The sequence below is a fragment of the Parapedobacter indicus genome (genome assembly GCF_900113765.1).
GTDB classification, from domain to species: domain Bacteria; phylum Bacteroidota; class Bacteroidia; order Sphingobacteriales; family Sphingobacteriaceae; genus Parapedobacter; species Parapedobacter indicus.
On sequence record NZ_FOQO01000003.1, the window covers coordinates 160,266 to 175,938 of the forward strand.

Consider the following 15,673-nt stretch of genomic DNA (forward strand, 5'->3'; position numbering starts at 1 on the left):
AATATCCAGCCCCCATGCAAAATTATTATTTTTAAACTACCAGCCGGGATTTTGCCCCAGATTGGGATTTCGTTCTATTTGTGGCTGCGGCACGGGCCATAGGTAATTTTTGGGATCTTCAAACTTCCGGTTCCACTGCGCAACCAAATAACCTTCCTCATTGATTCGGAAACTACTGCCCGATTCGGTCAACTTCGGAAACCACGCGGCTTTTACGCCTTCAATATCCCTACCCAGACGCTCTCCCTCTTTCCAACGCCGCACATCAAAATACCGGTGTCCTTCCAGCATCAGTTCCACCCGGCGTTCGCGACGGATCTCCTCACGGACATCCAGCTGATGAGCCGCAAGGAACGCCAGATCCATGTGTACCATTCCTACCCGATCACGCAGCAGGTTAATGGACATATCCAGATCGGCCTGTGTCAACGTCCCTTGTTCGAATTTAGCCTCGGCGTAAGTAAGCAGCACCTCCGCATAGCGGATGTGATGGATATCGTTATCGTCGCGATTGTAAGTAGGCACAGCATCGGGGTCTACATATTTCTTGTAATAATAGCCCGTGGTGGTTACCGATCCGCGGCCATCCTGGCTGAATTTGGGAGTCATATAGACGGAGGGATCGGGATTTTCGTCCACCGGACGGCCGTCATAGCGGCCACCCCAGCTATCGCCCGGTACCAAAATCGTTTGTCTCATCCGCGGATCGCGGTTTTCAAAAATCGACGCGTAAGTATCATCGTTATACCGCTGTGATTTCCCGATGGGCAATCCATCGGTACACAGGTACGATTCCACCACAGAGCGGGTAGGTACAAAGCGTGCAAACTGATCGGGCACCTGTATCTCTCGGCTCAGGTTATGCATAATGACGTCCAGCTTGTGCATCCGGGCAAAAATCGTTTCCCGATTGTTTCCGCTCGCCAGTTTGCCTTTGTCGGTAAAAAGTTCCCAATAACTGGTTGTGGGATCTCCGTTCGAATACAATTCATAAACACCGAGATCCATTACCGCTTTGGCTGCCTCTTCAGCTACGTCATATCGATAGTTAGCAAGCGCTATGCGCGCTTTCAATGCCAAGGCTGTGCCTTTACTTATCCGCCCTAAATTTTCTCCTGTAGGAATTTCCGCCGGAAGTATAGCCGCAGCAGCATCCAGCTCAGCCAGTAAAAAATCAATCACTTCTTCATGGGGCGTACGCGCTTCGTACAGCTCGGGGTCGTCGGGATTCAGCGTTTTTGTGATCAACGGAATATCGCCGTAAAAGGAAGCGAGGAAACTGTAGGCCAATGCCCGAATCACCCGTACTTCAGCCGCCAGCCTTTCGTTGGCGCCCGGCTCATTCTCGGTTGCTCCCTGGTAATTTTCCAAAAAAACATTGCACTCCCGCACGTCGCGGTACATGTTCGCCCATTCACTGTTAACGGTGGGCTGCGTAACCGGGAATACACCGGAACCAATGTCTTTATATTGGTTGGTGGTAGGCCACATCGTGTTTTCCGCCAAATTTTCCATATCGACGAAATTTTTGGCTTTTACGCGGGAGTAAATAGCCGTAGCCGCCATTTCCAGTTGCTGCTGCGTATTCCAATAGGTCTCATCCACGATCTCGTCCATCGGTGTACGGTCGAGAAAATCACTGCAGGAAGCCAGCGACAACGCAGCCAGCAGGCAAATGCTTATTTTACCAAAAATGTATGTATGATTATAGTGTATGCATTTCATTGTTCAGCTCTTTATTGCAGATTTACGTTCAATCCAAAAACAAAAGTTTTGACCATGGGATAGTATCCACCCGAATTTCCGGCCGGTACTTCGGGGTCATAGCCATAGAAGAAATCCGTCATCGTAAATAGGTTATCGGCCGATGCGTAAACCCGCACCTTGCCTAGACGCGATCCTTCCAGCCAGCGGCTGGGCAACGAATAGCCCAACTGGATATTCTTCAACCGCAGGTACGACGCGTCTTCGATCCAATAGGAAGATAAACGGGTGTTGTGCGTCCGCATGTACACAAACCGCGGATAGGAAGCATCGGGATTGTCCGGTGTCCAACGGTCCAGGTGGATCTTCTGTGGCATCGCGCTGTTGTTGATAAACGGGTGTCGCGCCGAACCAGTAAGAAAGCCGTCGGCCTTGCCCACTCCTTGGATAAAGAAACTGAAATCAATTCCTTTCCAGGCCAGGTCGCCCCGGAATCCATACGTATACCTGGGGATGTCACTGCCCAGGATGTGCCGGTCTTTCTGAACGGTAATCGCTTCATCGTCGGGATTTGCCGGACGGTAAATCAGGTCTCCCGGCCCTACAACATCACCGCTTTGAAAAGGAAATTTCGCAACGTAGTCGCCATCCACTAGATCAAAATCATCATACTGCGCAATCCGCTCGGCAATAAATCCATAAAAAGCATCCAACGGATAGCCTTCCAGGCGAACGCGGTCGCCCAGGTTGGTGGCAAAATTCTCCAGCTTGGTCACCTTATTCCGTACATCGGAAAGGTTGGCGTTGACGCGATATTCAAAATCTCCAACCTTATCCTGCCAGCCCACGATCAATTCCCAGCCTTTATTCTGCACTTCGCCAGAATTCTGGGCAGGATAACCGCTTCCCACGCCAATGACATCCGGAAGCGGCGGATTCAACAGGATATCCTTGGTCGTATTCACGTAGTACTCGCCTGTAACCGTTAACCGATTTCGCAGAAAAGCGAGATCAAGCCCCACATTAAATTTCTCGGCAGATTCCCACGTAAGATTCTGGTTGGGAATGAACGTTTGCCGGAAGCCCACCTGTCCTTCGTCGCCGATCGGGTTATTGCTGCCCACTTGTACCGGGCTCAGGATGGCCATATAGGGGAAGTCGCTGCCTACCTTGTCATTTCCTTGGGTACCATATGATACCCGGAATTTACCCATGTCCCAAAACGTTGTAAGCGGCTGGAAAAATTCTTCTGCGGAAAATACCCAGCCTGCGGAAACCGCACCGAACCAGTTCCAGCGCACATCCGGGTGGAAGCGCGATGAACCATCGTAACGGAAATTCCCTTCCAGCAAATATTTGCTGTCGAAATCGTAATTGACACGGCCAAAGAATGACATCAGTGCATTTTGGCTACTGGAACTATTGTTCAGTTGGTTTTCAGTTCCCAGCGCGAGAGACGGCACATCCTGTGTCGGCAAGTTTTGCCGCGATGCCCAGAAATCCTTCCCGATGTTCTCTTCGAGCGAATATCCCAACAAGGCACTGAGGTTGTGTCGTTCAGCAAACGTCTTCGCGTAGTTGGCTGTACCGATAAACGTTTGATAGGCTCCTGTATAATTGTTGAGCGTGATCTGGTTGGGGTAATTGGTTTGATAAATCAATGCATTGTCGTCTGGACTGAAGTAGTCAATTGTTTTTAAGAACGTGGTGCGTCGGGAGCTATATTTTACCAAGCCGTATTGCCCCCGAAGGTCCAACCCCTTAAAAATATTGAGGGTCGCACTCACGTTTGCCGTCACTTCCTGCGATGCGAAGTCGTTGCTACCCCCGTCGGTTGCCCATGCCACTGGATTACTTTGCCCGCCGTGATACCCCCAACTGCCGTTGGTGAACCGCACAGGCACCAACGGGCGTATGCTCGTTGCAGCAGTCAACGGAGAGTTTCCGGAAGCAGATCCGCTGTAGTCGCGGTCTATGTATCCCAAGTTGGCATCAATCTTAAGCCTGTCAATAAGTGTCGTATTCAGCCGCAGCCGTACGTTGTGGCGATTGGCCTTAAAGTTGTCGCCTACCACCATACCCCCTTCGCCAAGGTACCCATATGAAGCGTAATAATTGATGTTGTCGCCCCCTCCGTTGATGTTTACGGCATGACTCTGTTGCGGTGCATACGGTTTGTAGACTTCATCGATCCAATCGGTATTGGCAAAATAGTTTGGATCGCTACCGTCGCGGGCAACCTGTATCTGTTCTTCAGTATAGGTAGGATTTTGCCCGGCATTTATGTTGGCTTCGTTTTGCAACATCATATAGTCTGGCGAGCCCAGAAATTCGGGCAAAGCAGTTGGTGTTTGCATACCAAAGTAACTGTTGAGGCTGATAGCCGGCTTGCCGCCACTTTTGCCTTGTTTGGTTGTCACCAAAATAACACCGTTGGCACCGCGTACCCCATAAATGGAAGAGGAGGCAGCATCTTTCAATACAGAAATGCTCTCGATGTCGTCTGGGTTCAGAATGTTGAGATTGCCTCCGGGAATCCCGTCCACAACCACCAATGGATTGGCATCACCCCAGGTCCCCACTCCCCGTATGCGGATTTGCGGCGCTTGATTGCCGGGAGCCGTATTCACGTTGCGCACGGTCACCCCCGGCATCAACCCCTGCAATCCCCTGCCTACGTTGGTAATCGGTCTGTTTTCCAGGTCGACCCCCGAAACCGCACTCACAGCACCTGTCAGATTTATTTTCTTCTGGGTACCGTATCCCACGACAACCACTTCTTCCAAATCGGACACGCCGGGTGTAAGCACAACATCCACTTGCGTACGTCCATTGACATCGATTTCCTGCGTAACAAAACCAACAGACGAAATCTGCAATCTACTTCGACGGCCCACACGTATCGAAAAGCGTCCTTCGTCGTTGGTAAATACGCCGCGGTTGGTACTCAATTCCCGTACCGTAGCTCCCATAATAGCCTGCGAGGGGCTTTCGTCACTCCGCACCGTCCCCTGTACAGTAATCAGTGTATCTTGCCTACGGATACGCTCGCCGGGCCTAGCCATTACCAGAATCTGCTTACCGTCCATTTTATACGTCAAATCCGTCTGCGCAAAGGCTTCTTCCAGTACGTCTTTCAGGTCGCCCCCCTTTGATTTAATGGTAATTAATTGATCCGAAACCAACTGGTCATCGTAAAGGACAGCATAATCAGTTTGCCGTTGGATCTCGGTAAACAACCGTTCGATGCTGCGTTGGTGAATGGAGACGTGGACCGTCTGAGAATAAGAACGAGCATTGGCTCCCATCACACTTATCCCAACCAATAGAATGGTGATTCTTAGCATAAGAAAACACTGAGCAATCCGCCTATTCGGCAAGCAGAATACTTGCCGGGCATGTAAAAAATTCATACTTTCGTTAATTCATTAATAAATAAACACTGTTAATTGAATGTCAAGCGGGCAGGTGTTGGCGCACCTGTTCCGCATTCTTCTCGGGTAGAATGTTACTTTCGTCGAATGGCTACCCTCCTCTCCTGTTGTGTAATCGAATATTCATCGGTATTGTATAAATAAGCAAGCACATCCCGGAGCGGTTTACTTACATCGAGGCTGCCTGAGAATGTCCGGCTTTCCTGATCACCGGCCACGTCGATGCTGGCATTGTAAACGCGTTCAATCTTTTTAAGGATTTCCGGCAGCGAATTACGCTGAAACATCAACTGTTTTTTACGCCAGGAAATGTCTGCCTCTCCGTCGTTTTCCTTCATGCTGATCGTGGCGGTCTCCCGATGGAAAGTAACCCTGTTGCCGGGCTTCATCCGTATTTCACCAAATACATCCGGCTTGGTACTCGTCAACGCAATACTTCCATCGAGTAACAGCGTTGCCGTATAGGCATCGTCTTCATAAGCGCTTACGTTAAAGCTTGTTCCCAGTACATTGATCTGAATATCCTGTGTATGCACAATAAACGGATGCCCTGCCTGATGCTTCACATCAAAATACCCTTCTCCGGTAATGTATACCTCGCGGCGTTCAGCCGCAAACACAGCCGGAAACGTCAGTGTAGACCCCGCATTTAACCATACGGTGCTTCCATCCGGCAAACCGACCTCCATCCGTTTCCCGTAGGGAACATAGAGCATGTGTAACTGCGAAAGCTGAGGTGTTTGCAGGTGATGATACGCTTGCATTCCATGTTGACGAATCTCCAGCAGGGAATCACGGTAAGAAACGGTTGATTCATCTTCCAATTGAATGATTTTCCCATCACTCAGCATCAGCTGGATTTTCCCACTGGTATCTGCGGATAGGTCAGGAATATGCTGGGGCATCTGCCTCACTAGCATGGATTCACCGGACGGGTCCGGGCGACAGATAATCCATAGGCTCACACCAATCGCAAGACAAAGGCACGCCGCTCCGGCCCACGCAACCCGACGGATCGATCGTACTTTTTTTCGTCGGGCTAAGATGCCGGATTGAATCGACGACCATAGCTGTTGTTTATCCAAATCGGATAGCGGGCGATTATCTAAAGGGTCATCCATGCCAATCTTCTTCTTTATTCATTTAAAGAACACAGATTAACAAATATGTACTCCTAAAAATAAAAAAGAATACAACAAACTGTTTATCAGCACAATAAAATTAAAAGAATCTGTCAGGCAGGCTTCATTCGCTTCCGAAGCTGGCGGAGGGCACGACTGAGCAGGGTGCGGCACGTCGGGATAGGGATTTTCATGATTTTGGAAACCGAATCGTAACTGAGTTCTGAAGTGTAACGAAGAAAAAGCACTTCCTGCTGACGGCTGGGCAATTCGACCACTTCCTTTTTCAATGCGGCCATCAGCCGTCGACTTTCCTCCTCCCGAATGGTTTCCTGTTCGACATCTTCTTCTATCAATTGTTCTACCAATTGTTCTACCGCGAAATTTTCGTTGACCGTCTGCAAGTCGCGGGATCTTTTCAGTTGTTTGGCTAATTTTCTGCGGAACGATACAAACAGATAGGCATCGATATCCGTTTCCGCACACAGTCTTTTACGATAGGTATATAAATCTACAAACAGCTCCTGAATACAGTCTTTGATGGTCTCCTCGTCTCTGCAATAGCGACATCCCCAACCAAACAGCGTATCGATATAGTGGTCGTACAACCTCTTAAACGCTTCGTCGTCACCGTTCAGGAAGTGTCTCCAGTATTGTTTGATGGTATCAACTATCTCTCCTCGCATGCGCTTGCAATTGCCGTGTCCGAACACCTTCTTTTTGGCAGCCAAAGTTAATGATCCAATATAAACTTAATATTAATTGCGAAGTTGCTTATTTGCAAAGTCGCGAAAGAGCGAAACCGCGACATACATTGAAAACGCTCATCCAAAGGTAAGCAAAAATATAGGCAGGCCAAATTTAACCCTCCGATAATATTCAGGTAACGTTTATTCATCAAATTTGTGTACAACATGGTATACACATTAGAAATAACCATTTGCATGATCATCCTGTGTTTAGGTGGACTGTCCTACTTATTTACCAAATACATCGACGTGCGATTTGAAGAAGGAGAAGATTAATTAAGCACCCACAACCTATGAACAAACGGGAGGTAGATCTGGTCGTCCTATCAGACGTACATTTGGGCACATATGGATGCCATGCCAAAGAGCTTCTGTGCTATCTGAAGAGCATTAAGCCCAAAAAAATCCTTTTAAATGGCGACATCATCGATATCTGGCAGTTCAGCAAACGTTACTGGCCGGAATCACACATGAAAGTGATCCGAAAAATCTTAAAATTTGTAGCGGAAGGAACCCCGGTAACCTACCTGACGGGCAACCACGACGAGATGCTGCGTAAATTTGCAGATTTCCAACTCGGGTCACTCACTATTACCAACAAACTTTCCCTACGTATCGGCAAAAAACGTGCATGGGTTTTCCACGGCGATATTTTCGATGTTACCATGCAGCATGCTAAGTGGCTCGCCCGACTTGGCGCCATCGGATACGATACGCTTATTTTGCTGAATAGCTTGGTTAATTGGATATTGACGAAATTAGGCCGGGAAAAAATGAGCCTATCCAAAAAAATTAAAAACAGCATCAAAAATGCGGTGAAATTCATTAACGACTTTGAAGTAACAGCAGCTACGTTGGCTATTGAGAAGGGTTACCAATACGTCATCTGTGGACATATCCATCAACCGGCAATTCGACAAATACAAACCGAAAGAGGAACGGTAACCTACCTCAATTCCGGCGATTGGATAGAAAACCTGACGGCACTGGAATACCACAAAGGCAACTGGCAAATATACCGCTACCATCCTGCGGAGTACCTCTCCCACGAGCTAGATCCAGATACATCGGACAACGACAACGATAATCTTGATGGCAAACTGGACATCAAGCGATTGCTCGATTTGCTCAAATCGGAACCGACGGTTTAGTTAGTTGAAAGTGGAAAGTTAATTGAAATTGGAAAATGAACTTTCAATTTTCAAATCTCCAACTTTCAATTAAAAATTAACCCCTATACTTGTAGCACCTTTTCGGTGAATACAAAATGATTGATCAGTTCCGGAAATATACGCCGCTAAATATCCTACTGTTATCGCTGATAGGCCTTATGTTGTGCCTCGGTGTGTTCATGCATTTGCCGAGAAATCTGATGCCGGTCTTTTTCGAACCGGCCATCGCCAATTTCACCGGCAAATTATCCCCGGAAAACATCACTCCCCAAGCAAACGTGTTGATTACGCTGGTGCTTACTGTCGTTCAGGCGCTATTGATTAACCGGGCGGTCAATCAATTCAATCTGGTGGGCAGGTCGAGTTTCCTGCCGGCACTGATGTACATGACCCTGGCTAGCCTGATGCTGCCCTTCCTCGTGTTATCTCCCATTCTCATTTGCAACTTTCTTTCCATCTGGATGCTGGACAAACTGTTCAGCATCTACCGCCGCACAGAAATCAAGCCGTTGATGTTTGATCTGGGCATGATCGTCGCCCTGGGAAGTCTGGTATATTTCCCCTTTATTGTCATGTTGCTGCTGCTTTGGTGTAGCTTGATCATTTTCCGGCCTTTCAACTGGCGCGAGTGGCTAGCAGCTCCGATTGGTTTCGCTACCGTCTACTTTTTGCTGGGCGTGGTATATCTTTGGTTTGACCGCATGACTGAATTTTATGAAATCTGGCTCCCCCTTACCTCTCCCTTTCCCACATCGATACACATCGACATTTATGACTACCTGGTATTGCTTCCGGTGATTATTATCCTCGTATTGTTCTTCTTTTCTTTGCGTCAAAATCTCTTTAAAAGTGTGGTACACATCCGCAAATCATTTCAATTGCTCTTTTGCATGTTTGTGTTATCCTTTATTTCTTTCTACCTGAACGCAGATTGGTCCATCAACCACTTCCTGCTGACCGTACCTCCTGTAGCCGTTTACATGACCTATTATTTCAACTATGCAACCCGAAGATGGTTTTATGAAAGCGTTTACGCCCTGCTGGTCCTTACCATCATCTATTTTCAGTTTTTCTAAGCGATTTATAAACAGCGTTTTAACCTTTTTTAACAAAAAGGGTGTCGGGTAACAACTAAAAATTAAATAGCTTTGCATACATTTTATTAATTTAATAGCGTTGCATGAAGTTTGGTGTCGTTATATTTCCGGGTTCCAATTGCGATGAGGACATCATCTATGTATTGGAACACATTATGGGGCAAGAAGTGGTCCGTTTGTGGCATAAAGACCATGACTTGCAGGGTGCAGAATTTATCGTATTGCCCGGCGGGTTCTCGTATGGCGACTACCTACGCTCTGGTGCGATCGCGCGCTTCTCTCCAATTATGCAGGAAATCATTACCTATGCAAATAAAGGCGGTTATCTTCTCGGTATCTGCAACGGCTTCCAGATACTTGCGGAAGCGGGGTTGGTACCGGGCGCATTGTTGCATAATCGGCAACGGAAATTTATTTGCGAAAACATATACTTAGCTCCTCAAACCACCCAGTCCCTGATTACCGCACAAATGGATATCAACCGTGCGTACAAAATTCCAGTGGCACATGGCGAGGGAAATTATTTTGTCGATAACGATACGCTGAAGGCGTTAAATGATCACGATCAAGTATTGTTTCGCTATTGCGACGCAGCCGGTAATGTGACCGATGCGGCAAACCCCAATGGCTCCATAGCCAACATTGCCGGTGTTTGCAACCGCGCACGAAACGTATTTGGTATCATGCCGCACCCGGAACGCGCTGCAGACAACCTGTTGGGCAACACCGATGGGTTGGTTATCTTTGAGTCCATACTCGCTACGGCTTTACCGCATCCCCTTTAATGAAGTACATGCAGCATCTTTTCCGCATCCCAACGTACCTTAACGATATCATGCAGCATACTCTGAAAGCTTTTGTTTTTATTACGTTTCTTTTGTCAAGTACCCTGGTATACGGTCAGCGTTCCACAACCAGTTCTCCCTATTCACGTTTTGGACTGGGAGAGATCCGTGGTGACCTGTTACCCCAAACCCGGGCGATGGGCGGTATTGCAACCGGGGTGCGCTATCTAAGTGGTTACGGCAACATTAATGTGGGCAATCCGGCGTCGTACTCAGCCTTGGCCCTCACCACGGTAGATGTGGGCGTTTTTGGAAATATAACTGAGCTGAGCAGAAACCAACTGGCGGAAAACTCCTACAACTTCTCGCTTAGCCACATCAACTTTGGTATTCCATTGGGTCGCCCCGGTGGTCTCAGCTTTGGCATTATGCCCTTCTCGGATGTTGGTTTCAGCTATGCCATTCCCGGATCAATTGACACCACAGACATACGGACGGTATATGCTGGTGCCGGAGGCGCAACGAAAGCATATTTAGGTTATGGAATTCAACTAACTAAAAATTTCAGTGTCGGAGCCAATGTGTCGTACCTCTTTGGTACCCTGAACAACATCCGATCCGTCGAACTCCCGAACGATATAGGCGGCCTGAACGTCCGGATAGACAGCAGCCAATACATCAATGGATTCAGCTTTGATTACGGTGCGCAATATTTTCAGCCGTTGAGCAAAAACGTAAGCTTGACCATCGGCTATACCGGAACAGCAGGCACCCCACTCAACACCACTGCGTCACGGGTCGTAACCCGTACGCCTACCAGTGTAGAGGATGATTTTGAAAATTTGCCGGTAGACTCCATCAGCACCTACGAAGGGCAAAAGCAAAACATCAAGATGCCAATGAAGCACAGCATCGGTTTCAGCGTGGCCAAAGGGAATCATTGGATGATCGGTGGTGATTTCAATTATGCGAAGTGGAGCGATTTCCGTATTGGCGGAGACAATCCTGGGCTTACGGACAGCTATGGGTTCTCCGTTGGGGGCCAAATCACTCCGGACATCACGTCGGTGAATTACCTGGGCGTAGTCGATTACCGTCTCGGCTTTAAATACAACAAATCTTACATCAACATTGCCAACCAGGACATTAAGCAAATGGCATTGACGGTAGGCTTTGGTTTTCCCCTGCCTTCCCTATTTGGAGGCTCATTCTATAAAATCAATTTTGCCACCGAATTCGGCCAAATGGGTGCCTTGACCAATCAGTTGGTACGTGAACGATACATCAACTTCCACTTAGGATTTACACTTAACGAACGTTGGTTTCAACGAAGACGTTACGACTAACATTCGCTTAGTATGGTGAACCATGGGGCTAATAGGCAAAAATATCTTTCGCTTTACTTTATGTGTTTCCATCAGCACAACAGGGCTGGCATCCTGTGAAACAGACCTGAAAGAAGTGGATCGGATCGCCGCGATCCAAGCCGAAGAACCGGTGGACATCTCCCACAACGTAACCGTCGTTTACAGCGACTCGGCGTTGGTAAAAGCCAAAATGACCGCTCCGGAAATGCGGCATTACAATGTGGAAAAACCTTACTACGAGTTCCAAAAAGGAGTTACCATCATTCTTTTTGATGAAAACGGAGTGGAAACCCAGCGCATTACTTCTGATTATGCCATCCAAAAGGAAACGGAAGAGCTGACGGAATTCCGACGCAATGTAGTCATTACGCGGGCCGATGGGTCGATCATCAAAACCGAGGAACTCATTCACGATCAAAAAGCCAATACATTTTATAACCACGTGCCCATCGAAGCATATTTTAAAGACGGACGTGGAAATTTTATGGGGTCGTCTTTCCAAGCGGATGGAAATTTTGAAAACATTGAGGTACAAAATTCAACTGGCCTATACCTATTTGAAGACGGGCAGGGACCGATGTTTCGATAGGTTAACATGCAATTTATGAAGTTTTTCCTCTTTTTTTGATAAAAGTTGTATCTTGCGCCTCATTTTGAAAAAGGGTGATTGAATCACCTGAAAAGACAAGATCTTAACAATATAAAATAACAGCTTAAAGAAACAGTTTTAGATAGGCTATGGGATTAATGAATTATTTGCGTAACCGGGCGGGCGTGGTTATCGTTGTTTTTATCGGTTTCGCGATTTTTGCGTTTTTATTGGGAGACGTGATCAATTATGGCACTCCCTTTTGGGCGCGCCACCAGAATCAGGTGGGCAGCATAAACGGAGAAGTCATCGATATCAATGAATTTAACGCACAGGTAGACCAAACTTCGGAAATGTTCCGCCAACAAATGGGGGGTGGAACCTTAAATCCGCAAATGAAATCCTATGCCGTTCAACAAGTGTGGGGGCAATACCTCAACCGTGAATTACTGAGAAACGAAGTCGAACGCATAGGTCTGACCGTTGGTAAAACAGAGTTGAATGACCTGGTTCAGGGCGATAACCCTTCCATGCAGGTGCAGCAGGCGTTCCGTAATCCACAGACCGGTCAATTCGACCGTGGCCAGCTTAACAACTTCATTGCACAGGTAGGCACATTGCCCCAAGGCCATGAAGCACATGCCCAGTGGGATGCCCTATTGCAAAGCATCATGGATGAACAATTGAGCACGAAATATACCAACCTCATCAATAACAGTATTTATGTGACTTCATTGGAAGCCAATGAAGAATACAGTCAACGGAATAAATTGGCCAATTTCGACTATGTCCTACTGGATTATGAGTCGGTTTCCGACAGTTCGGTAACCCTTTCTGAGCAGGACTACAAAGACTACTACAACGAAAATAAAGGCGTGTTTAAAAACGAGGAAGAAACACGCAGCCTGGAATACGTTGTATTTGATGCAAGCCCAACGGCCGAAGACACGGCGAGGGTCCAAACAACCATCGAAGAACTAAAGGCCCAATTGGCCGAATCGACAACCGACTCACTCTTTGCCGCCGTCAATTCGGATACAAAATACCCGTACATTTTCCGCAAACAAGGTGAATTCAGCCCCGCATTGGATACGCTGGTATTCGGTGCACCTGTAGGTACAACCGTAGGTCCCGTATTGGCAAACGGCCGATTTGAAATTGCTAAAATCATCGACACCAAAGTAGGTCCAGACTCTGTCAAAGCCAGCCACATCTTATTGAATCCGGCTACGGAGGGTGGCATGGACAAAGCCCAGGCCAAAGCCGACTCCATCAAAGGACTGATCGAAAAAGGAGAAAGTTTCGCGGCATTAGCCGTGCAATTCAGTATCGATGAAGGCAGCAAAGTCAACGGTGGCGAACTCGGCACATTTGGCCGCGGGATGATGGTTCCAGCCTTCGAAAATGCGGCATTTGATGCCAAAGAAGGAGCGGTAGTGATCACAAATTCACAATTTGGCATTCACATCATTAAAGTTGAAGACCAGATCGGCTCTTCGCGGGTGGTGAAAGCTGCCATCATCGACAAACAGATTAATAGCGGAAAGGAAACGATGAATGCTGCTTACAACAAAGCGACCCAGTTCTTTGGTGCAGTTAATGAGAATAATTTCCAGGACGTTGCGACACAGCAAAGCGTTTCCGTATTGAAGGCAGACAACATTACCGCAATGGAAACGATGCTGATGGGAACCGAAGTACCCCGTGAATTGGTAAGGTGGGCGTTTGACGCTGATCAGGGCGATATTTCCGATAAAATCTATGAATCGGATACCAAATATATAGTTGCCCGGGTCACCGGAATCCGTGAAAAAGGTCAGTTGCCTTTGGAAGCCGTAAAAAGTGAAATTGAGCCGATCGTACGCAACCGGGTAAAAGCTAAAAAGCTGACCGCGCAGGTCGACGAGGCGGCCAAAGGAGCCACCACCCTCACACAGATCGGTGAAAAACTGGGGAAAACACCGGCATCTGCAGAAAACATCGTATTTGCAAATCCAGTCATTCCGGGAGTTGCTCAGGAAAATGCCGTGGTGGGCACGGTGTTCGGTTTACAACCCAAACAACCTTCAAAACCGATACGCGGTTCACAGGGGGTATACGTGGTAGCCGTAACCGGATTCGTAAATCCGGAAGCGCCCAGCGATCTGAGCGCGCAGAAAAAACAAATGACACAATCCCAGGCACAACGTACCTGGTCTCGGGTATTCCAGGCATTACAGAACAAAGCCGATATCGTGGATAACCGGGCGAGGTTCTTTTAACAGCCGGCGCTAATATATTATTTCGTAACTTTGCATCCGGATGGCTCATTAAGCCGTCCGGATTTTTTTGTTATGGAAATACAAGAAACCATCGTCAATAAAGTTGCGCAGAGCGGTCTGGTTACGGTAGATCTTGCCCGTTTTGCCCCGCAGGGTGAACGTGTAGTATATGATATCAAGGACAATTTATTCCATGGTCTTATCCTACGCGAGAAAGATTTCAGGGAATTCGTAAAAACACACGACTGGTCGCAGTATACAGATAAATACGTGGCAATTACCTGCACGGCAGACGCGATTGTCCCTACGTGGGCCTATATGCTGCTGGCCAACCGGCTGGAACCTTATGTGAAGGACATGGTGTTTGGCGATTTGAATACCCTGGAGACCGTATTGTATGAACGAGCACTGGAAAAACTCGATATGGAAACCTATCGAGATCAACGTGTGGTCGTCAAAGGTTGCGGCGATATTGAAGTTCCCGAATCTGCCTTTGTCAACTTTACTGCCAAGCTCAGTAAAGTGGCAAAAAGTATTTTATATGGGGAGCCTTGTTCCACCGTTCCCGTTTTTAAGCGGAAGGCCTGACGCATGAACAGAACGCTGGTCTTCTTATACTTGTTTTTCGTAGTTTCGCTCACCCGAGGGCAGTCGCTTCCTTTCCTGAAAGAACCCGCATTCAAAGCGGGTGAGGAACTACACTATCGCCTGCGTTATGGCGTCATCTCAGCCGCTGTGGGTACACTTAAGGTCGAAGACTCAAAAATCAAATTCAGCAGTCCGCATACGTTCCATTTATCGGCTCGGGGCCAGACTTCCTCCGCGTTCAGTGTTTTTTATACCGTAGACAACCGCTACGATTCATATATTGATTCGCGCACATTCCTGCCCCACTATTATACCGAAAATATTCGGGAAGGAAATTACCGCCGCACGGACATTGTTCGGTTTGACCACCGCAACCGCACTGTGCAGGGTAACAAAGGAACCTTCAAAAGCCAATCCGCCCAAACATTCGACCTGCTCTCGGCATATTATTTTTCGCGCAACCTTGATCTATCCAATGTAAAACCCGGTCAGTCTTTCAACATGACATATTTCCTGAATGACGAAATCGCCACACTGGGCATCGAATACATTGGAATAGAAAGCATCAAAACCCCCATCGGCACCTTGGAATGCTTGAAATTCAGTCCGGAGATAACACCCGGCCGGATATTCAGGAAAGACAGTCGGCTATACCTCTGGGTGACCAATGACGGCAACCGCATTCCGGTAAAAGCGCAGGTTGAAATATTGATCGGTTCGGTGACATTGGAACTTACTGAAGCGAAGGGATTAAAATATCCCTTGGGTGAAAAATTAGCCGGTGTATCTAAATAACAAGCAACTAT

12 protein-coding genes are annotated in these 15,673 nt (G+C 47.6%); 8 read left to right on the top strand and 4 right to left on the bottom strand.

Annotated elements, in window-relative coordinates:
• Positions 1–36: 36 nt before the first annotated feature.
• From BMZ56_RS07425 to BMZ56_RS07440, 4 genes are all read right to left on the bottom strand, one after another.
• Positions 37–1,725 carry a RagB/SusD family nutrient uptake outer membrane protein gene (locus BMZ56_RS07425; RefSeq protein ID WP_090625940.1) on the bottom strand — a complete coding sequence of 563 codons (1,689 nt, stop codon included), beginning with the start codon at positions 1,723–1,725 and terminating at the stop codon, positions 37–39.
• Between the two features lie 11 nt (positions 1,726–1,736).
• A complete protein-coding gene (locus BMZ56_RS07430) occupies positions 1,737–5,051 on the bottom strand; it encodes a TonB-dependent receptor (RefSeq protein WP_245893130.1) in 3,315 nt (1,104 codons plus the stop codon).
• Between the two features lie 161 nt (positions 5,052–5,212).
• Positions 5,213–6,259, bottom strand: a complete 1,047-nt coding sequence (locus tag BMZ56_RS07435) for a FecR family protein (RefSeq protein ID WP_090625942.1) — start codon at positions 6,257–6,259, stop codon at positions 5,213–5,215.
• 113 nt (positions 6,260–6,372) lie between these two features.
• On the bottom strand, positions 6,373–6,945 hold the full coding sequence (locus BMZ56_RS07440; protein WP_090625943.1) for an RNA polymerase sigma factor: 573 nt from the start codon (positions 6,943–6,945) through the stop codon (positions 6,373–6,375).
• A 356-nt stretch (positions 6,946–7,301) separates the two neighbouring features.
• On the opposite strand from BMZ56_RS07440, the gene BMZ56_RS07445 reads away from it, so the two are divergent.
• The 8 genes from BMZ56_RS07445 (at position 7,302) to BMZ56_RS07480 (ending at position 15,662) form a co-directional block, all read left to right on the top strand.
• Positions 7,302–8,159 carry a UDP-2,3-diacylglucosamine diphosphatase gene (locus tag BMZ56_RS07445; protein ID WP_090625944.1) on the top strand — a complete coding sequence of 286 codons (858 nt, stop codon included), beginning with the start codon at positions 7,302–7,304 and terminating at the stop codon, positions 8,157–8,159.
• 116 nt (positions 8,160–8,275) lie between these two features.
• A complete protein-coding gene (locus tag BMZ56_RS07450) occupies positions 8,276–9,256 on the top strand; it encodes a DUF6427 family protein (RefSeq protein ID WP_090625945.1) in 981 nt (326 codons plus the stop codon).
• A 104-nt stretch (positions 9,257–9,360) separates the two neighbouring features.
• The gene (gene purQ / locus BMZ56_RS07455; protein ID WP_090625946.1) at positions 9,361–10,062 is read left to right on the top strand and encodes a phosphoribosylformylglycinamidine synthase subunit PurQ; all 702 of its coding nucleotides are present in this window, start codon (positions 9,361–9,363) and stop codon (positions 10,060–10,062) included.
• Positions 10,062–11,408 carry a BamG family beta-barrel-assembly machinery protein gene (gene bamG / locus BMZ56_RS07460; protein WP_090625947.1) on the top strand — a complete coding sequence of 449 codons (1,347 nt, stop codon included), beginning with the start codon at positions 10,062–10,064 and terminating at the stop codon, positions 11,406–11,408. Before purQ ends, bamG begins: the two co-directional genes overlap by 1 nt.
• Before the next feature lie 22 nt (positions 11,409–11,430).
• Complete coding sequence (gene lptC, locus BMZ56_RS07465) at positions 11,431–12,018, top strand: LPS export ABC transporter periplasmic protein LptC (RefSeq protein ID WP_090625948.1); 588 nt, start codon at positions 11,431–11,433, stop codon at positions 12,016–12,018.
• Between the two features lie 158 nt (positions 12,019–12,176).
• Entirely contained in the window at positions 12,177–14,279 is a 2,103-nt protein-coding gene (locus tag BMZ56_RS07470) for a peptidylprolyl isomerase (protein WP_256213820.1), read from the top strand.
• A gap of 72 nt (positions 14,280–14,351) precedes the next feature.
• Complete coding sequence (locus BMZ56_RS07475; protein ID WP_090625950.1) at positions 14,352–14,867, top strand: DUF2480 family protein; 516 nt, start codon at positions 14,352–14,354, stop codon at positions 14,865–14,867.
• Between the two features lie 3 nt (positions 14,868–14,870).
• Positions 14,871–15,662: a DUF3108 domain-containing protein gene (locus tag BMZ56_RS07480; protein WP_090625951.1), complete on the top strand. Its 792-nt coding sequence runs from the start codon at positions 14,871–14,873 to the stop codon at positions 15,660–15,662.
• Positions 15,663–15,673 lie beyond the last annotated feature (11 nt).

Bases quoted from the DNA above. Each gene is read 5' to 3' on its own strand.
- BMZ56_RS07425 (WP_090625940.1), bottom strand. From the start codon at position 1,725: ATGAAATGCATACACTATAATCATACATACATTTTTGGTAAAATAAGC.
- BMZ56_RS07430 (WP_245893130.1), bottom strand. From the start codon at position 5,051: ATGCTAAGAATCACCATTCTATTGGTTGGGATAAGTGTGATGGGAGCC.
- BMZ56_RS07435 (WP_090625942.1), bottom strand. From the start codon at position 6,259: ATGGATGACCCTTTAGATAATCGCCCGCTATCCGATTTGGATAAACAA.
- BMZ56_RS07440 (WP_090625943.1), bottom strand. From the start codon at position 6,945: ATGCGAGGAGAGATAGTTGATACCATCAAACAATACTGGAGACACTTC.
- BMZ56_RS07445 (WP_090625944.1), top strand. From the start codon at position 7,302: ATGAACAAACGGGAGGTAGATCTGGTCGTCCTATCAGACGTACATTTG.
- BMZ56_RS07450 (WP_090625945.1), top strand. From the start codon at position 8,276: ATGATTGATCAGTTCCGGAAATATACGCCGCTAAATATCCTACTGTTA.
- purQ (WP_090625946.1), top strand. From the start codon at position 9,361: ATGAAGTTTGGTGTCGTTATATTTCCGGGTTCCAATTGCGATGAGGAC.
- bamG (WP_090625947.1), top strand. From the start codon at position 10,062: ATGAAGTACATGCAGCATCTTTTCCGCATCCCAACGTACCTTAACGAT.
- lptC (WP_090625948.1), top strand. From the start codon at position 11,431: ATGGGGCTAATAGGCAAAAATATCTTTCGCTTTACTTTATGTGTTTCC.
- BMZ56_RS07470 (WP_256213820.1), top strand. From the start codon at position 12,177: ATGAATTATTTGCGTAACCGGGCGGGCGTGGTTATCGTTGTTTTTATC.
- BMZ56_RS07475 (WP_090625950.1), top strand. From the start codon at position 14,352: ATGGAAATACAAGAAACCATCGTCAATAAAGTTGCGCAGAGCGGTCTG.
- BMZ56_RS07480 (WP_090625951.1), top strand. From the start codon at position 14,871: ATGAACAGAACGCTGGTCTTCTTATACTTGTTTTTCGTAGTTTCGCTC.